The organism is Lutibacter sp., from assembly GCF_041562875.1.
GTDB lineage: Bacteria > Bacteroidota > Bacteroidia > Flavobacteriales > Flavobacteriaceae > Lutibacter.
In genome coordinates this window covers 1-19,895 of record NZ_JBFFOE010000052.1, presented here as the reverse complement: position 1 = coordinate 19,895, position 19,895 = coordinate 1, and the positions used below count along the sequence as shown (strand labels likewise).

The 19,895-nt window shown below is 29.1% G+C and carries 13 protein-coding genes; 4 read left to right on the top strand and 9 right to left on the bottom strand.

Going from position 1 to position 19,895, the window contains the following annotated elements; genetic code table 11:
* The 4 genes from ABY863_RS08745 to ABY863_RS08730 all read left to right on the top strand — a co-directional run.
* Positions 1-593 (top strand): SusD/RagB family nutrient-binding outer membrane lipoprotein (locus tag ABY863_RS08745; RefSeq protein ID WP_372793898.1); only part of this gene is annotated, 593 nt, incomplete at its 5' end.
* Positions 594-673: 80 nt separating this feature from the next.
* The gene (locus tag ABY863_RS08740) at positions 674-4,018 is read left to right on the top strand and encodes a VCBS repeat-containing protein (RefSeq protein ID WP_372793896.1); all 3,345 of its coding nucleotides are present in this window, start codon (positions 674-676) and stop codon (positions 4,016-4,018) included.
* Between the two features lie 314 nt (positions 4,019-4,332).
* Entirely contained in the window at positions 4,333-5,232 is a 900-nt protein-coding gene (locus ABY863_RS08735; protein ID WP_372793894.1) for an ROK family protein, read from the top strand.
* A 15-nt stretch (positions 5,233-5,247) separates the two neighbouring features.
* Positions 5,248-6,435, top strand: coding sequence for a sugar MFS transporter (locus tag ABY863_RS08730; protein WP_372793892.1), 1,188 nt, complete (start codon positions 5,248-5,250; stop codon positions 6,433-6,435).
* A 696-nt stretch (positions 6,436-7,131) separates the two neighbouring features.
* Here the strand turns inward: ABY863_RS08730 and mnmE are convergent.
* From mnmE to ABY863_RS08685, 9 genes are all read right to left on the bottom strand, one after another.
* Complete coding sequence (mnmE, locus tag ABY863_RS08725) at positions 7,132-8,511, bottom strand: tRNA uridine-5-carboxymethylaminomethyl(34) synthesis GTPase MnmE (RefSeq protein WP_372793890.1); 1,380 nt, start codon at positions 8,509-8,511, stop codon at positions 7,132-7,134.
* 76 nt (positions 8,512-8,587) lie between these two features.
* Entirely contained in the window at positions 8,588-9,031 is a 444-nt protein-coding gene (locus tag ABY863_RS08720) for a DUF4268 domain-containing protein (RefSeq protein ID WP_372793888.1), read from the bottom strand.
* 7 nt (positions 9,032-9,038) lie between these two features.
* Complete coding sequence (locus ABY863_RS08715; RefSeq protein ID WP_372793886.1) at positions 9,039-9,620, bottom strand: tRNA-(ms[2]io[6]A)-hydroxylase; 582 nt, start codon at positions 9,618-9,620, stop codon at positions 9,039-9,041.
* Complete coding sequence (locus ABY863_RS08710; protein ID WP_372793884.1) at positions 9,620-11,542, bottom strand: monovalent cation:proton antiporter family protein; 1,923 nt, start codon at positions 11,540-11,542, stop codon at positions 9,620-9,622. The genes ABY863_RS08715 and ABY863_RS08710 overlap by 1 nt, the downstream gene beginning before the upstream one ends.
* A 51-nt stretch (positions 11,543-11,593) precedes the next feature.
* Entirely contained in the window at positions 11,594-13,285 is a 1,692-nt protein-coding gene (gene dnaX, locus ABY863_RS08705; protein ID WP_372793882.1) for a DNA polymerase III subunit gamma/tau, read from the bottom strand.
* A gap of 135 nt (positions 13,286-13,420) precedes the next feature.
* A complete protein-coding gene (locus ABY863_RS08700) occupies positions 13,421-15,205 on the bottom strand; it encodes a long-chain fatty acid--CoA ligase (RefSeq protein ID WP_372793880.1) in 1,785 nt (594 codons plus the stop codon).
* A 78-nt stretch (positions 15,206-15,283) separates the two neighbouring features.
* On the bottom strand, positions 15,284-17,068 hold the full coding sequence (locus ABY863_RS08695) for a long-chain fatty acid--CoA ligase (protein ID WP_372793878.1): 1,785 nt from the start codon (positions 17,066-17,068) through the stop codon (positions 15,284-15,286).
* A 258-nt stretch (positions 17,069-17,326) separates the two neighbouring features.
* Entirely contained in the window at positions 17,327-18,532 is a 1,206-nt protein-coding gene (locus ABY863_RS08690) for a threonine/serine exporter ThrE family protein (protein ID WP_372793876.1), read from the bottom strand.
* Positions 18,533-18,731: 199 nt separating this feature from the next.
* On the bottom strand, positions 18,732-19,895 hold a 1,164-nt coding region (locus tag ABY863_RS08685; protein ID WP_372793874.1), incomplete at its 5' end, for a phosphoribosylformylglycinamidine synthase subunit PurQ.

Here is a 19,895-nt window from a genome sequence, read left to right as displayed (position 1 = left end):
TGCCTGCTGATTTAAAAGGACTACCTAATGGTTTAGATTCAGATTTATTATTAACTGCCACAGGAGAAGGAGATACAAATGCTTATGCTGAGCCTAATAGAAGTATAATTACTGGTGAAGATGCTCCTATGTTTTTTCAAACATATGCTGAAGTAGAATTTATGTTAGCAGAAGCTTCTTTTAGATGGGGGTTAGCAGGTGGTGATACCGCAGGACATTATAATTCTGGTGTAACTGCAGCAATGAAGTATTTATCATTATATGGTTCTGCGGCTGTAATTTCAGATACGGATATTACTAGTTATTTGACCACTAATCCTTTCAATGCTTCAAATGCATTAGAAATGATTGGGAATCAATATTGGGCAGCAACATTCTTAAATGAATACGAAACATTTGCGAACTGGAGAAGAATTGGTTTTCCTGTTTTAACACCTACAAATTATCCAGGTAATGAAACTAATGGAACCATTCCAAGAAGATTAACATATCCAACAAGTGAACAAACAGCTAATCCAGTTAACTATGCAGAAGCAGAAGCAAATCAAGGTGCTGATGTTTTAACAACAAGAGTTTGGTGGGATAAACAATAAATAAATTAGTATTGTATTTTAATTTGGTTAATTAGAAAGGGAGTGGTGTTTAGCCCTCCCTTTTTTTATACTTTTGATTTATGAAAATAATATTTAGAATTTCTCAACTTCATTATATTAGTATTTTCCTTGTTTCTTTTTTATTTGAGATAAATGCTCAAAATAGTGAACAATTTTCCTTAATTCCTTCTAAAAAATCAGGTGTTGATTTTAATAATCAAATTAAGGATGATAAAAATAATAATATATTAAAATATGCCAATTTTTATGGCGGTGCAGGTGTTGGGATTGGTGATTTTAATAATGATGGTTTAAAAGATATTTATTTTGCGGGAAATTTAGTTGATGATAAGTTATATCTTAACAAAGGAGATTTTGAATTTGATGACATAACAAAATCCTCTGGAATTATAAATGATGGGAGCTGGTCTACAGGTGTTACAATTGCAGATGTTAATAATGATGGATTATTAGATATTTATGTTTCAAAAGAATTATATGATCATCAACCTGAATTAAGAAAAAATAAATTATACATCAATCAAGGTAACGCTATTTTTAAAGAAATGGCAAATGAGTTTGGTATTGATAATTCAGAGAGAACAAGACATGCAACTTTTTTCGATTTTGATAAAGATGGTTTTTTAGATTTATTTATATTAAACCAACCACCAAATCCAGGAAGCTATTCTGAATATATGGGGTCTGAATTATTATTACCAAAATACACATCTAGATTATACAAAAATGTTAAGGGTAAATTTTTTATAGATGTTACTGAAAAATCAGGATTACTTCAAGCAGGTTTCCCAAATGCAGTTTCGGCAAGTGATATAAATAATGATGGTTGGACGGATTTATATGTATCTAATGATTTTTATGTCCCTGATGCTTTGTATATTAATAATCAAAATGGAACATTTACAAATATTGCAAATAGTGCTTTAAATCACATGTCATATTATAGTATGGGTGTTGATGTTTCAGATATTAATAATGATGGTTTTTTAGATGTCTTTGTGTTAGATATGGTTGCTGAAGACAATTTTAGATTGAAATCTAATATGAGCGGAATGAATCCGGACGCATTCTGGAAAATTGTAAATAATGGAGGTCATTACCAATATATGTTTAATAATTTTCATTTGAATAATGGAAACAATACGTTTAGTGAAATTGCTCAGTTAGCTAATCTTGCCGCCACGGATTGGAGTTGGGCAAATTTAATAGCAGATTTTGATAATGACGGCGAAAAAGATATTTATATAACAAATGGTCTTTTACGTGATATACGAAATACGGATGCATCAAAGGCTGTGGGAAGTTTTGTAACTGAAACAGCTAATAAATGGGTGAAAGAAAACCCAAATGGAGGAGCTATAACCATTTGGGACATATTAGATTTACAGAAAGCATTAAGTTTATTACCTTCTCAGCAGTTGACAAATTTCATGTTTAAAAATAATGGAAATTTCAATTTTGAGAAAGTTGCTGAAGAATGGGGATTAAATCAGAAATCTTTTTCAAATGGAGCTGCTTATGCAGATTTGGATAATGACGGTGATTTAGATTTAGTAGTAAATAATATAAATGATAATGCTTTTATTTATAAAAATAATTCAAAAAATAATTATTTAAGGATTGAGTTAAAGAGCAAAAACTTTAAAACAACTCTAGGCACAAGAATTACTATTAAAACGGGAAATAAACAACAAGTTATTGAAATAACTAATGTAAGAGGAGTGTATTCAACAAGTGAATCAATTGCCCATTTTGGTATAGGAAACAATGCAAAAGTTGATGAAATTCTAATTAATTGGCCTAATAATACAAGCACTCAACTAAAAGATGTAAATGCGAATCAATTATTGACAATCTTTATGGAAGATGATTTTTTTATAAAAGAAGAGTCAAAAATTAATAAAACTTTGTTTACAGAATTAGTTCATAACAATAAAATTAATTATCAGCACAAAGAAAACAGTTTTGATGATTTTAAATATCAGGTTTTATTACCTCATAAAATGTCTCAATTTGGACCTGCACTTGCTGTTGAAGATGTTAATAATGATGGTCTTAAAGATGTTTTTATTGGTGGTGCTTCGGGTTCTTCTGGAGAATTATTTATTCAGAATGAATTGGGCGAATTTGAATTACAAAAAAATGGATCTTTTGAAATTGATAAAATGAATGAGGATTTAGATGCGTTATTTTTTGATTTAGATAGTGATGGAGATAAAGATTTGTATGTAGTAAGTGGAGGGAATGAATATGAAAAGGAAGATATTAACTATAAAGATAGAGTATATATTAATAATGGGAATGGTGTTTTCTCAAAGGGAATAAATTTAATACAGGCAAATAATATTAGTGGAAGTGTTGTTAAAGCTGCCGATTATGATAAAGATGGTGATATTGATATTTTTATTGGTGCACGTATAGATCCACATAATTACCCAACCCCAGTTGATAGCCAGTTATTAGAAAATAGAGAGGGAATTTTATATAATGTTACTAATGAAAAAGCGGAAGAATTAAATAATCTTGGGATGGTTACAGATGCTATTTGGACTGATTATGATAATGATAATGATCTAGATTTGGTTATTGTAGGAGAATGGATGCCTATAACAATTTTTAAAAATGAAGAAAACCATTTTATCAAAGAAGATATAGTTAATTTTAATAACTCTGAAGGTTGGTGGTTTAGTATAGAGCAAGGAGATTTTGACAACGATGGTGATATGGATTTTGTAGCTGGAAATTTAGGACTTAATTATAAATATAAAGCAACAACAGAAACCCCTTTTGATATGTATTATGAAGATTTCGATGATAATGGAAGCAATGATATAGTTTTGGGTTATTATAACTATGGAAAGCATTATCCTTTAAGAGGTTTCTCTTGTTCCTCTCAGCAAGTTCCTAAATTAAAAAAAGAATTTAAAAAGTATGATGTTTTTGCTTCATTAGAAATTGATAAAGTTTATGGGAAGAAAAAATTAGATGAAGCTTTGTATTTAAAGGTTCAAACATTTGCATCTTCATTTATTGAAAATTTAGGGTCAGGTGAGTTTAAGATTTCCCAATTACCTATTCAAGCACAGTTTTCAAATATTAATGATATTATAGTACAAGATTTAAATTATGATGGAAATTTAGACCTCATAATTGCAGGTAATTTATTCGTATCAGAAATAGAAACAACAAGAAATGATGCAGGAACTGGATTAGTATTATTGGGTGATGGTAATAATAATTTCGAGCCAATAAGCAATGATAAATCTGGTTTTTTTGTGAATAAAGATGTTAAAAAACTAAAACTACTTTTGGATAAAAATCAACAATTAATTTTGGTTGGAAATAATAATGAAAAACTTCAAATATTTAAATTTGAAAATAATATATCCACCAGCAAACAATAATGAAGGAGGTTGGTTAAGTATAAAAAAAGTAAATGATTTATAATTATTTTAGGGTTTAGGAACTTTAATCTACTAATATTTACTGTTGGTCGAAATAATTTATTAATGAGATTTTTATTTCGTTTTTTTATTGATGTAAATGATATTAAGTTGAATTAATTATTGTGCTTTTTTTAAGAAGAACTGGTTTATCCTAGTTCTTCTTTTTTTAAATACTTAAATTAAGTATTTGAAAATTAACTGTTTTCTTTTTATGGAGAGAGAAAGTTAGTATAAATTTAATTAAAAGATAATAGCAATTTAAAAATAATAAAATGAGTCAGAATATTGTAATTGGTTGTGATATTGGAGGCAGTCATATAAGTTGTGCTTTGGTAAATGTAGATTCAGGTGAAATTATTAAAAATACTTTAGTGAGTATTAAAGTTGATAATTCAGAATCCAAAGAGGTTTTAATAGGTGCTTGGACAAATGCAATTAAGCAATGTGAAATTAATTTACCAATTGAATCAGTATTTTTAGGTGTCGGATTGGCTATTCCAGGTCCATTTGATTATGAAAATGGAATTGGTCTATATGATAATTCTAATCTGAAATTTGTTGAATTAAAAAATGTAAATGTGAAGGAAGCTTTGTCTAAGAGTTTATCATTGTCAATAGAACAAATAAGATTTGTAAATGACGCTTCAGCTTTTTCATTAGGTAGTTTTTGGTATGGCAGTGGAAAAGGGAGTAAAAAAATGATAGCTATAACTTTGGGTACAGGTTTTGGATCGTCATTTATTTACAATGGTCAGATTGTTGAAGATGGTAAAACTGTCCCAGAAGGAGGTTATTTATGGGATAAGCCTTTTAAAGAAGGAATTGCAGATGATTATTTTTCAACTCGTTGGTTTGTTAATAGTTTCAATGAAGTTTCATCTGAACAAGTAACGGGTGTTAGACGAATTGCGGAATTAGCAAATAATGGGAATAAGCAAGCAAAAGACTTATTTAGTGAGTTTGGGGAAAATTTAGCAAATTGTTTAGGGGAATATTTGCAAAAATTTAATGCAGAAGTAGTTGTAATGGGTGGGAATATTGCAGAAGCTTTTGATTTTTTTAAACCAAGATTATACAGTAAATTAAAAGGGAATGGATTAGAAATTCCATTTAAAGTTTCAACATTAAAAGAAAGTGCGGCAATGTTAGGAGCAGCTACTTTATTTAAATAAAAAATCAATTTAATTATGAGTAATAAGAAAGTGAATACGTTTCCAATATTTTTAGCCTTTTTATGTATGGGCTTTGGAGATGTCGTAGGTCCAATGGTAAGTTTAGCAAAAGACACGTTTGAACTAACTAATTTTTTAGCCACATTATTACCTTTTAGTGGGTTTTTAATGTTTGGAATAATATCTATCCCAATGGGAATTTATCAAGATAGAAAAGGGAAGAAAAAAGTATTGTTAATTGGCTTGCTAATTGCGTTTATTGGATTATTAATGCCAATATTATCAGGAATGTATGGACCTATAGTTGAATCTGTATCTGTAGATTTACAATCAAAATTCTACGTAATATTAGGTTCAATATTATTATTAGGAGCTGGAGCAACTGTTTTGCAAGTTTCTGGGAATCCCATAATGCGAGATATATCATTACCAGGACGTTATTCAAGTAACTTATCATTAGGGCAGTCTATAAAGGCAATAGGTTCTTCATTAGGGTTTTTATTACCACCTTTTGCAGCTATGGCAGGGATGGACTGGACTTTGTTATTCCCAATTTATGCGGTTTTAATATTAATTACATTTGGTTGGACAAGTACATTAAAAGTAGAGGAAGTAAAACATGAAGATGAATCCCCAGCTTCATTTAAAAGTTGTATTTCATTATTAAAAAATAAGTATATTTTAATGATGGTATTGGCTATTTTCGTATATGTTGGGGCAGAAGTTTCAATGAGTTCTGGAATTCCAATTTTGTTAAAAGAAGAATTTGGAATAGAAGGCTTTAGTTTATGGTTAAGTTGGGCATTATTTTTCTTGCCAATATTAATCGGTAGATTCTTAGGAGCTGCAATATTAACTAAAATTAAACCTATCAAATTTTTATTTGTTACAGTTATATTATCAATACTTGGAGTTTTATTACTATTGTTTGGAAATACAATAATTGCTTATGTAGGTATTATTATGATTGGCTTAGGATTTGCTAACATATTTCCATTAGTATTTTCAATAACAGTTGATAAATTTCCAGAAAGAGCCAATGAATTAAGTGGATTAATGGTAACGGCAATCGTAGGAGGAGCATTCATACCCCCATTAATGGGATTAGTTGCAGATTCTACAAGTATATTGTTAGGATTTTTAGTTCCTCTAGGTTGTTTAATTTATATTTTTTTTACTGCATTAGTGGCTTCAAAAAATTAAAACAATGAAGATATTATGTCCTAATTTATTTCTTATAAAGAGTTGGTACGAGATTAAATAATTGTTATAAATGTATAAATTTTGCTTTATATGCACAATGTAAAGGCTCCAATATAATATAGATTGATCTGAAAATTGATTTAATTTAACAGAAAGATTTTTTAATCGAATGAATATCTAATCAATTCATTCGATTAAAAAATGGTTAAAATTAACTAACCAAAATTATTATGTCAAACGCATCATCAAAACTAATTTTGTTACCATTTAAAAGTAGATTTTTTTTCATTTTTAAATTTGTAAGAATATTGGAAGACAATGAGTATAGGAGATAGGTTGAATAAAATTAAACACTTTTTAAAATTCATAAATTATGCAATGCAGTTATGTTTATTTTACTGTTTTTTTTAATGTTTTTGTTATAAATTTTATAGTATTTAACCATAATTAATACAATGTTTAATATAAAGAAGACAAAGCATATTACAATTATATTTATGTAGCAAATGATTTGTTAATCACCTTCAGAATATTTTATTGGAATTTCAAAAGATTTATGCAACAAAAGGATAAGGCTTTTGACTTAATTAATTCTTCGTTTTTATAGAATAAGATGAAACAATCTTATAAAGATTTATTAGAGGGACGGTTTTGGGAAATCAAGTTGATAAATAAACATAAATACATGATTATCAATTATTTTCCGATACAGAAATTAGCGAAAATATTACCTAATAAATCTTCGGTAGTTACTTCGCCAGTAATTTCACCTAAATTGAATAAAGCCTGACGTACATCAATTGAAAAAAGATCAGTACTAATATTATTTTCAATACCTTTTTGCACCTCACTAATAGCGTTTAAAGCATTGTTTAAGGCTTCAAAATGGCGAGAATTACTTACAATAGTTTCATTATTACTTAAAGCACCCTTATTGGCTAAATTTGTAAGCGTAGTTGTTAATTCATGAATGCCAGTTTTTTGCTTTGCTGACAATATTATCAAATTTGAATATTGGGATTTAAGTTTTAAAATTTCATCGTCAGAAAGTAAGTCAACCTTATTTATAATAGTAAGAATTCTTTTGGATGGATATTTATTTTCTAATTCTGAAATATTATCTTGAAGCGACTTGATTTTTGAAGCATCAAATAAATGAAGTACCAATTGTGCTCTTTCTATATTTTCGAATGTTTTTTTGATTCCAATATTTTCAACAAAGTCTTCTGTTTTTCTAATTCCAGCAGTATCTATAAAACGGTATGCTACACCGTCAATAATAAGTTCATCTTCTATAGCATCTCTTGTGGTTCCTTCAATATGGCTAACAATTGCTTTTTCTTCATTCAACAAAGCATTTAGTAAAGTAGATTTTCCAACATTTGGTTCCCCAACAATTGCTACAGGAATTCCGTTTTTTAATACGTTTCCTAAAGCAAAAGAATCAATTAATCGTTTTAAAACGTTGCTTATTTTTGAAATTAAATTATTAAATTCAGTTCTATCAGCAAATTCAACATCTTCCTCGGCAAAGTCGAGTTCTAATTCTATTAAACTTGCAAAATTTAATAATTGTTGACGTAAATTTTGAATTTCATCACTAAATCCACCACGCATTTGTTGCATTGCTACTTGATGTGAAGCTGCTGAATTAGAAGAAATTAAATCAGCAACTGCTTCAGCCTGACTTAAATCCATTTTCCCATTTAAAAAAGCACGCAACGTAAATTCACCTGGGTTAGCATTTCTAACACTGTTTTTTATAAAAAGCTGTAATATTTCTTGTTGAATATAAATAGAGCCATGGCAACTAATTTCAACCACATTTTCACCTGTGTAGGAGTGAGGGTTTTTAAAAACTGATACTAAAACTTCATCAATAACATAGCCACTCTCAATAATATTTCCTAAATGAATGGTGTGAGATTTTACATTGTTTAAATCTTTGTTTCCAAATTTAGATTTAAAAAATTGATTCACAATTTTAATGGAATTTTCACCTGATAAACGTATAACAGCAATGGCTCCAACACCCGATGAAGTAGCTAATGCAATGATGGTATCATTTAGTATCATAGTACAAAAGTAAACTATTTTTAAGAGTTGAAAGTTGAAAAGTTTATACTAATAACTAAAAACTCACCACTTAAAATTAATTATAAATGGCTTGTTTTATAAAATCTTCAAAATCTTCATAAAATAACTCAAACTGATTCATAGCTTCATTAAAAAATAGATATGCACCTTGCCAAGTTTCTTTATTGTGAATATTAAATTCGCCATTATATTTTACGTATATTCTATGAATAATTTTACCGTTTTCCAATAAATAGAGTTCATCAAAAATAACATCTGGTAAATAATCTTCGGTTAAATTGCTTTTTAATTCTAAAACTTGGTCAAAAAGCAGTTTATTTTTATTTCTATCAAACGATTCAATATCCAAACAAACCAAAGCTTGTTTTTTATCAGCTACAAACTTGAAGCTAAAATCTTTAATTTGAGTGTTATATAATATCCATTTTCTTGGAAAAGATTTTCCAAAACTTGTCCAGAAATCTTTTCTAAGCAATGCTGATTCTTCTTTACTAAACATATTTATATTATCCGTGAATAGTTTCTGAGGTTCCTAAATTTTTCATCAATTCAGCTTCATATTCTAATAAATCATTCCATTTTTTATCTACTTCTTTTCGTTCGCCAAACTCACGGGCAAAATTTAAAAATAACACATAATGGTTAGCTTCTGAGACCATTAAATCTCTGTAAAATTTAGCGAGCTCTTTGTCTTGTATGTTTTCAGAAAGTAATCTAAAACGTTCGCAACTTCTAGCTTCAATAAGTGCAGCATATAATAAACGATGAACCAATTGTGTTGTTCTGCTGCCTCCTTTTGGGAAAAAAGTTAATAAATCATGTACATATAAATCTTTTCGATCTCTTCCCAATTTAATACCTCTTTTTAAAAGTCGTTCGTGTACCATCCTAAAATGACTCATTTCTTCTTTTACTATGGAAACCATTTCTGTTACCAAATCTGAATATTCAGGGAAACTCATAATTAATGAATTAGCAGTTGAAGCCGCTTTTAATTCACAATGAGCGTGATCTATTAAAATTTCATCAATATTTTTTTCGGCAATGTTAACCCAACGTGGGTCTGTTGGAAGTTTTAAACCTAGCATTATGTATCAAATTTAAATTTAATTTCGTCTAAACTAATTTCAGATCCAACCATTGTTATAATATCTCCTAATCTTAAACGTGTATATCCGTGAGAAACAATAAGTTGCCCTTTTCTTTTTACTGAAAGTACCAATACATCTGATGGTAGTCTTAATTCTCGTAAACGTATTCCATGGATATCTTGATTTCTTACTTCAATATCTATAGTATCTTGTCCATCATCCATACCCAATAATAATGATGTAGCACCTGGAGATCGAACAAAGTGATCTAATAAACTTACAATTGCTGTTGAAGGCTCAATAATTAAAGCACCCAGTTTGTGAAATTTTTCGAAATTAGCACGTTCATTTAGTCTAACAATTACATCTTTTGTTCCAATATTCTCATAAATTAGTTCAGCAATTTTGTAATTATCTTCATCAGAAAGCATTAAAACGATGGCTTCTGTTTTTTCTAATTTTAACTTTTTTAAAGCAGTTAAGCTTATTATTTTTAATGCATCAATTATCTGAATGTTATCAACATTATTTCTGTTTTTTTCTTCAGTATTTACAATTCTAACTTCCCATTTGTTTCTTTGCAATTGCTTTGCTAGTGCAATAGATTGATTTTCTAATCCAAAAATTACAGCATCTTGTGTGCCCTCAAATTTTTTGACTTTAGCACGTAAATGGCTTTCTTTAACATAATTAAGCGCCCATTTAAATAGGGGTGGACCTACTAATTGATTTAAGACGATAATTGCAATTATGATAGCTTCAAATTGATGTCCCCAAATGGGAAATTCTTGCGATATTATAGTCGCTAAACCCAAAGCGACTCCTGCTTGTGTTAAATAAGGCATCCAGGCAATTAGCGCATATTTTTTAAAATCGTTTGCGGCATAAACACCAAATATTCCTCCAAAAAACATAGTTACTAATCGTAAAAAGAAAAGCGCAACTGCTATTCCAAAAACACTCATTAATGTTTGAAGCGATAATGAAGCTCCTGTTAAAGTAAAAAATACAATATAGATTACGGGACTTATTTCTTTTAAAGTTTTAGAGAATTCAATACGATGTTTACTGTAATTTGTTAAATAAAAACTCCCAATAATGCATATTAGTAAAGGCTCTAAAACAAATTCATGATGATACATTTCCAGTGATTTTACTCTTACAAAATGTGAGAATAAATAAACACTATAGCCAATTAATAGTACTGCAAATCCTTTTATTTTTGTATCTGCTTTTGATAAAAAAGGAACTTGTAATATTTTGCCTAATAGATAACCTAAACCAAAAGAAGCTAATAATTCAAAAGATAAAACGATAAAAAAGAAGAAGTCCGTGGGTTCATCATTTATAAGTGCTTTTGCTACAGCTAAGCTAATTGCAAATAATATAATTACCAATACATCTTTTACAACGGTAACACCCATAACCGTTTTAGTGAAAGGTCCATTAGCTCTCATTTCATTAATTACTGCAATTGCTGAAGAAGGAGATCTTGCAACAAAAATAGTTGCGAATAAAACAGATACTGCTATTTGGTGAGTTGATGGCATATTTGCCATAAATGGTATTTGATTTGCCATAAAATAAATGACTATAGAACTCATGACAAAAGTGATCATTAATTGACCAATAGTCATCCATTTAATGCTATGTATTCTACTTCGTAATTCATTTAAATACAACTCTGAACCAGCAGAAAAGGCAATAATTGCCAATGCTATTTCATTTAAAAAGTAAAGTTCTTTTAATGCTTTTGGGTTTATAAAATTAAGAACAGAAGAACCTGCAATAATACCTGTAATAATAAGCCCAGTAATAAGAGGAAACTTTATTTTTTGAAAAACTTTAGCAATTTCATTGGCTGCAATAGCAACTATTAAAAAGCCTATTAAAAAGGTTATTAGTAATTTTATATCCAAGGGTAAGTAGTTTTTATGGCTAATATACTAATTGAAATTCAATAACAATGCTTAAATATCTAAATCAAAAGTTTTTCTTAACAATTCTAAAGCGCTATTTTTCTCTTTTAATTTTTCGTATTTTTCTTGTGGTGTGTAAGCGTATTTTTTGGTAACTTCTTCATTAACATCTATAACAAGATCAATTTTAAAGTTATTTAAGTTTTCACGTAAATATTTTAATAAAGGTCCTTTAGCTCTATCTAATTGATCTTTCATTAAAGTATTTGGTAATTCAAAATGGAATTCATTTCCTTTAATGTTTGGTTTGCTGGCATTTAATATTGAAGCTACGCTTTTTTTACCTTGTTCTTCTAATTTTTCAGCATATTGTTTCCAAAGATGTACAGCCTTATTTTCTAAAAATTCATCTGTTGGCAAACCTTCAACTTCTTCAAATTCAACTTCAATTATTTCTAATTCTTTTTTTAAATTAATACTGTTAAGAGAAAGGGAAGAAGTTCGTCTATTAGTATTTCTTAAAATAGGTTTAATAAATTCATCTTTAAGTGTTTCAGTCTTTTTTATTGAAGAAATTACAGCTAATTTTTTTTCAGCTTTAGGAATAAAAATTGGTTTTGAAACTACACCTGTATTAAAATGAAGCGATGCAATTATGTAGGGTTTATTGTTTTTTTTTTCTCCATCAAAAGTGATAGAGGATAATTGCATTAAAGTAAGTTCAACTAATAGTCTTTGATTCTGACTTGCTTTATACTTTAAGTCGCAATCGTTGGCTAATTCAATTCCTTGAAGCAGAAAACGCAAATCACATTTTTCTGATTGAATTAAATATTTCTTTTTAGCATTGTCGCCAACTTCTAATAAATCAATAGTAATTTTATCTTTTGCAACCAATAAATCTCTAAAATGAGCTGCTAAACCACTAATAAAATGATGCCCTTCAAAACCTTTACTTAAAATTGAATTGAAATGAACTAAAACTTCAGGTATTTTATTTTCAAGAATTAAATCGGTTGTTTTAAAGTACTCATCATAATCCAACACATTTAAGTTTTCTGTAACCGCTTTACGTGTTAATTCTTTGCCTGAAAAACTTACAACTCTATCAAAAATGGAAAGAGCATCCCGCATGGCACCATCAGCTTTTTGAGCAATAATATGCAATGCATCATCTTCAGCAGTAATATTTTCTTCAATGCAAATTTTTTCTAAATACTTTTTAGCATCTAAAACGCCAATTCGTTTAAAATCAAATATTTGACAACGAGAAAGGATTGTTGGTATTATTTTATGTTTTTCTGTAGTTGCTAAAATAAAAATAGCGTGTGCAGGTGGTTCTTCTAATGTTTTAAGAAAAGCATTGAATGCTGAAGCAGACAACATATGAACCTCATCAATAATATAAACTTTATATTTTCCTGTTTGCGGTGGAATTCTAACTTGATCAGTTAAACTTCGGATGTCATCAACAGAATTGTTTGAAGCTGCATCTAATTCGAAAATATTAAAGGCAAAATCATTATCCTCAAGATTTTCTGAACTATTCTGATTAATTTTTTTTGCTAATATTCTAGCACACGTTGTTTTACCAACTCCACGAGGACCTGTAAATAATAATGCTTGTGCTAAATGATTACTTTTTATAGCGTTTTCAAGCGTATTTGTAATAGCCTGTTGCCCAACAACTTCCTCAAAAGTTTGAGGGCGGTATTTACGAGCTGATACTATAAAATGTTCCATTTATGATAAAAAAATATTTTGCAAAAATAACAAATCGAATTGTGATTGAGTGTTTAAAACAGTAAAAATATTGACAAATTTAAAAAAAATTATTTTTTTAAATTGTAACCATGAAATCTTCAATTAGAACTAAATTTAATCTTTTATTTCATAAATTTTGTTATACAAATGTTGGTATTTTTTTTTGATTTCTTCTCTTTTTGGTTTCATTGTTGGAGTTAATAATCCATTGTCAATACTCCAAACATCTGGTGTTAATTCAAAACGTTTAATGGTTTCCCACTTAGCAAAGTTTTTATTTCCTTTGTCTAATTCTTTTTGAATTCGTTTTATAGAATTTGGATTTTCAATTAAATCTTGGTTGCTTTCAGAAACAGGTTCATGATGCTTACGGGCCCATTTTCGTAAAAACTCAAAATTAGGTTGAATAATAGCAGCTGGCATTTTTTGTCCTTCTCCAATCACTAAAATTTGGTCAATAAAACGAGATTGTTTCATTTCATTTTCAAGTAGAGCAGGTGCAATATATTTTCCACCAGAAGTTTTAAATATTTCTTTTTTTCTACCAGTTATTTTTAAAAATCCTTCTGAATCAAATTCACCTTTATCTCCTGTGTGAAAAAAATCACCTGTCATTACACTTGCAGTTTTTTCTGGATCTTTATAATAACCTTGCATCACATTAGGACCTTTAACTAATATTTCTCCATCTTCAGCAATTTTCACAGTTACATTATCAATTGTTTTCCCTATGGTTCCAATTTTAAAATCACCACCTTCAATCATATTAACAGATACTACTGGTGAAGTTTCTGTTAATCCATAACCTTCCATAACAGGCATTTTAGCAGCGGCAAACACTCTAGCTAAACGAGGTTGTAATGCAGCACTTCCTGAAACCATTGTTTCTAATTTACCTCCTAATGCTTCGCGCCATTTACTAAAAATTAATTTATTAGCAACAGCTAATTGTGCCTCATACCATAAACCGTTTTTGCCATAAGGCTCATATTTTAGGCCTAAATCAACTGCCCAGAAGAATAACATTTTTTTAATTCCTGTTAATTCAGAGCCTTTTGTGATAATTCCATCATACACTTTTTCAAGTAATCTAGGAACAACAGTCATAAATTGGGGCTGAACTTCTTTTAAATTTTCACCAATTTTTTCTAAACTTTCTGCAAAATATATTGAGCATCCAGAGTATTGATATAAATAATGAAGCATTCTTTCAAATATATGACATACTGGAAGAAAACTTAAGGCTTTAAAATTTCCTTTTTCTAAAGGTAATTTGGGTAAACAATCAATTACATTTGAAACAACATTTTTATGAGAAAGCATCACACCTTTAGGTCTTCCAGTTGTTCCAGAAGTATAAATAATGGTAGCTAAATTTTCAGGTATAACAACTTCTTTTAATATTTCAACTTCATTTTGTAAACTTTCATCTTCTCCAAGTTTAAGAACTTCATTCCAGTTTTTGCAACCATCAATTTCATCAAAGGAATAAATATCTTTTAATGTTGAAACTTTGTCTTTAATTGCATTAGCTTTAATTAGTAATTCTTTATCAGATAGAAAACAATGTGTAATTTCTGCGTGATTAAAAATGTATTCATAATCTTCTTTTGAAATAGTAGGATAAATAGGGATATTAACAGCTCCAATTTGTAAAATTCCAAAATCTAATATATTCCACTCGGTTCTATTATTTGTTGATATAACGCCAATTTTATCACCAGGTTTGACACCTAATTTCAGTAAACCTCTACTAATTGCATTTCCTTTATTAATAAAATCTTGTGAAGAAGTAGATATCCATTCTCCATTATTTTTTACTGTAAAAGCTTTATCTAAATTGTATTTTTCGAGTTGATAATAAGCAAAATCGAATAATCTTGTAATTTCTTTGGACATTATCTATGTTATTTGATTGAATACTTGGCAAAGTATAAAAATTAATAGGATATTACAAATAAGTATGTTACAATAGATTTAATTTATTTTTTGATAAATTTTGTCATGTAAGTGTTTGTATTTCTGAATGATAGCTTTTCTTTTTATTTTCATAGTAGGTGTTAATAAACCGTTTTCAATGCTCCAAACTTCAGATGTTAATTCAAAATCTTTAATTTTTTCCCAATTTCCAAAGTTAGTGTTAGCGAAAACGATTTCTTTACCTATTCGTTTAATCACTTTTTTGTTTGAAATAATAGCTTCATTAGAAGAAATATCAATGTCTAATTTTTTGCGTTTAACCCATTCAACTAAAAATTCAAAATGAGGTTGAATGATAGCAGCTGGCATTTTTTCACTTTCACCAATTACCATGGCCTGTTCTATGAAACGTGATTCTTTTAATTTACTTTCTAAAACTGCAGGAGCAATGTATTTACCACCAGAAGTTTTAAACATTTCTTTTTTTCGATCTGTAATTTTAAGAAAACCATCGCTATCCAATTCACCTATATCACCAGTATGTAAATAACCATTTATAATTGTTTGTTTGGTTAAAACTTCTTCTTTAAAATAGCCCATCATAACGTTGGAGCCTTTTACTAATATTTCGCCGTCTGAAGCAATTTTTACTTCAATATCCTTTAAAATTCTTCCAACAGTACCAATTTTGAAACCTCCATTTCTAAAATCGTTAATAGAAATACCAGGAGAAGTTTCAGTCATGCCATAACCTTCAAAAACTGGAATATTTGCCGCGGTAAAAACTTTTATTAGAATAGGTTGAAGAGGAGCACTTCCAGAGACTAAAAATTTAATTTTACCACCCAATGCTTCTCGCCATTTGCTAAAAACCAATTTGTTAGCAATTTTTAATTGAAAATGATACCACCAGCCATTTTCATGATAGGGTCTGTATTTTTTTCCTAAATTTAATGACCAGAAGAATAGGATTCGTTTTAAACCTTTTAAATTACTTCCTTTATCTACAATTTTATCATATATTTTTTCTAAAAGCCGAGGAACAACAGGAATGAAATGTGGCTTAACTTCTTTTAAATTATCACCTAATTTATCTATAGATTCAGCATAATAAATTTCAAATCCCATAAACTGGTAATAGTATAATGCAAAACGTTCAAAAATATGACAAATAGGTAAATAACTTAAAACTCTATAGTTTCCAGGGTCAAAATTTAATGCATTTGCACTTACAAAAGCATTCTCGACAATATTTTTATGTGAAAGCATGACGCCTTTTGGCGTTCCAGTAGTTCCTGAAGTATAAATAATAGTTGCTAAATTTAAAGGAGAAACGTTCTTTTTTAATTCATCTACTTCTACTTGATTTGAAGTATTTGCTCCTAATTCAAGTAATGAACTCCAGCTTGAGATTCCTTCAACAAAATCAAATGAATACAAATCTTTTAGTTGAGTTTTATCTTTAATTATGGAAACTTTTCTTACTAATTCTTCATCAGAAACAAAACATAAAACAGCATCAGAATGATTGATAATATATTGATAATCAGATGATGAAATAGTTGGGTATAAGGGAACGTTTACTGCGCCAATTTGCAATACGGCAACGTCTAAAACACTCCATTCAACTCTGTTTGTAGAAGTTACAATAGCTATTTTATCGTTGGGTTTAATACCTAATCTTAACAAGGCTCTGCTAATAGTATTTGCTTGTTCAAGATATTGTTTTGTTGAAGTAGGTATCCATTTGTTACCAACTTTTGTATTAAAACATTTTGCTTGCGGATTGGTTGCTAATTGTTGATAAGCAAAATCAAATAAACGTGTGATTTCTGTATTCATAAATTGCATTTGGTTAGCAAAATATGAATAAAAAAAGGATTTTACAATAGTGGACTTCTTTAGATATAGATATTATTTAAGGATTATTTATTTACTAACCAATTTTTAGCATTTACAAAAGCTTCAGCCAAAGGTAAGATGTCATCTTTCTTACGTTAGGATAGTAAGTTCAATTCCGTTGGAAACTTGAACAATCAATATGCGGCGACATCACTAAATGAAGACCATTTTTTGAATAAATAAAGAATGTTATTCTGCTTATTTTGTTCCTTGTTGGTTTCTAAAAACACCAGAAAATAACAATCCACCAATGATTCCCATTAAAATAAAAACTACTTGTTGATATAAATTATCAGCAGTTATTATTGATGAATTTAAAAATGAGTTGCTCAGCCCCATAAAAGATTTACTACCAGGAACAAGCATAACGATGCCTTGAGTTAGATAAACTGTTTTAGGAGATTTAGTAAATCTGCTAAACAAATTACTTATTGCAACAGCAGCTATTGTACCAATAAAAGTACTAAGTAACACTCCTGATGCTGAGAATAATACAGTTAGAAAAAAAACTAATACACCAGTAAGAACTCCTAAAAACATGTCCTTTTTGCGAACCTGAAAAATAGCTAAAAGACTAATTGAAAAAAGAGGAATCCCACAGAACATAATCCATTGAGGCATTTCAGATATATGAACTAAAAGCTTGAAATCAATAAATGATGACATGACTGCCAAGCCAAGTAAAACTCCAAAAAATTGTTTGAATAATGAAATAATAGAATCGAATAGTTTAGCAACTCCAGACACCAAATTTTTTGAAGTAATTTCTTCTAAAGCCGTTGTAATTGCTAAACCAGGAATAAAAATTATGATAGCTGAAAGTATGGTTATACCAACATTAAATTCAGGAAATACTAAATATAATAAACAAGCGAGAATGGTAACTACGAAAGAAATTAATGACTCTAAAACAGTTTCTAAATAGCTTGAATTACTTGATAAATACACTATTAAATAAACCAATGCACCTAATAGTAAAGAAAAAATAAAAGAGACCCAATTAGTGCCAATCATTAAACTAAATGCTCCAGAGGCTATTGCATATGAGAAGGTTTGTATAAAATGATTTATTTTTTTTGTCTCATTTTTGATTAATTGCAATTCATTTTCAACTTCTGAAGGTCTAATTTCATTTGCTATTACTTTATTAGTTACTTCTTCAACGCTTGATAATGCTCCTAAGTTTAAGACACCGGGAGGAATGCACTCTATATAATTATAGGTTTGCTCATCCTCATAAAAAACATAATTTATCCAAGTAGGTAAATCCATAAAAGTTCCATTTATTCCTTGAGTTCTTGAAACTTTGGTTAAATAGGTTTGAATTTTATAGGAAGGAATTCCATAGGTATGCAGTGCTTTTCCTAATTCAATTATAAACTGATATTTTTTAGGTGTTTTCATTGTTTGGTTTCATAAAAACAATGTATAAAGAGGCTATCTGAAAATTAATTAAAAATTGCTTTGTTAAACTGAGCTTGTCGAAGTTGGTGCTGAATATCAAAACATTAATATATTTTTTACAAGCTCAATATGAAACAAAACTTTACTTTTTAGATAGCCTCTTTGTGATGTTTTATTTTAGAATAGATTAATTTTACTTTTATTTAGTGATCCATTTTCTGGCATTCACAAAAGCTTCAGCCCAAGGAGAAACTTCATCTTTTCTATTTGCTAGGTAAAAAGGCCAATTCCATTGGAACGTTGAGCGCTCAATATGCGGCATCATCACTAAATGACGACCGTCTTTTGAACATAGCATCGCGGTATTATAATCTGAACCATTTGGATTAGCAGGATATGCTTCATAACCATATTTAGCTACAATAGCATATGCTGATTCCTCCATTGGTAAGTTAAATTTTCCTTCACCATGTGAAATCCAAACTCCTAAAGTACTTCCCACTAAACTGGAAAGCATTACAGAATTATTTTCTTGAATGGTTACCGAAGTAAAATTACTTTCGTGTTTATGAGAATCGTTGTGTAACATTTTACCATGAATTTTGTGTTCAGGATTAATGACTTCCAATTCCATAAATAGCTGACAACCATTACAAATACCAACAGATAAAGTATCTTTTCTTTTGAAGAAATTATCTAAGGCTGTTTTTGCTTTTTCATTGTATAAAAATGCTCCAGCCCAGCCTTTAGCAGAACCTAAAACATCAGAGTTTGAAAAACCACCAACAGCACCAATAAACTGAATATCTTCTAAGTTTTCACGACCAGAAATTAAATCGGTCATATGAACATCTTTCACGTCAAAACCAGCTAAATACATTGCATTTGCCATTTCACGTTCACTATTACTTCCTTTTTCACGAATAATAGCCGCTTTTGGTCTTGGTTTAGATGCGTCAATAACAGGTAATTTACCAGTAAAGTGTTTTGGGAATGTATATTTTAACGGTTGAGTTTTATAGTTTTCAAATCTGTCTTTAGCTAAACCTTTTGCAGTTTGTTTATTATCTAATAAATAAGAAGTTTCAAACCAAAGATCTCTATATTTTACAATATCTAATTTACAAGGGCCAAAGTCCAGCGTTTCTTCATTGGTAACATTTCCAAGCTTATAAAATGAAACATTATTTTCGGTTAGTTTATTTTCAAGAATTTCATCTTCTTTTGCTTGGAAAACGATTCCTATGTTTTCAGAAAACAAATATTTTATGATGTCTTTTTCTTCAAAAACAGAGAAATCTATTTTAGCTCCTAAATTAACATCAGCAAAACACATTTCTAATAGTGTAGTAATTAAACCTCC

Bases quoted from the DNA above. Each gene is read 5' to 3' on its own strand.
- ABY863_RS08720 (WP_372793888.1), bottom strand. From the start codon at position 9,031: ATGTTTAGTAAAGAAGAATCAGCATTGCTTAGAAAAGATTTCTGGACA.
- ABY863_RS08695 (WP_372793878.1), bottom strand. From the start codon at position 17,068: ATGAATACAGAAATCACACGTTTATTTGATTTTGCTTATCAACAATTA.
- mnmE (WP_372793890.1), bottom strand. From the start codon at position 8,511: ATGATACTAAATGATACCATCATTGCATTAGCTACTTCATCGGGTGTT.
- dnaX (WP_372793882.1), bottom strand. From the start codon at position 13,285: ATGGAACATTTTATAGTATCAGCTCGTAAATACCGCCCTCAAACTTTT.
- ABY863_RS08740 (WP_372793896.1), top strand. From the start codon at position 674: ATGAAAATAATATTTAGAATTTCTCAACTTCATTATATTAGTATTTTC.
- ABY863_RS08730 (WP_372793892.1), top strand. From the start codon at position 5,248: ATGAGTAATAAGAAAGTGAATACGTTTCCAATATTTTTAGCCTTTTTA.
- ABY863_RS08700 (WP_372793880.1), bottom strand. From the start codon at position 15,205: ATGTCCAAAGAAATTACAAGATTATTCGATTTTGCTTATTATCAACTC.
- ABY863_RS08715 (WP_372793886.1), bottom strand. From the start codon at position 9,620: ATGCTAGGTTTAAAACTTCCAACAGACCCACGTTGGGTTAACATTGCC.
- ABY863_RS08735 (WP_372793894.1), top strand. From the start codon at position 4,333: ATGAGTCAGAATATTGTAATTGGTTGTGATATTGGAGGCAGTCATATA.
- ABY863_RS08690 (WP_372793876.1), bottom strand. From the start codon at position 18,532: ATGAAAACACCTAAAAAATATCAGTTTATAATTGAATTAGGAAAAGCA.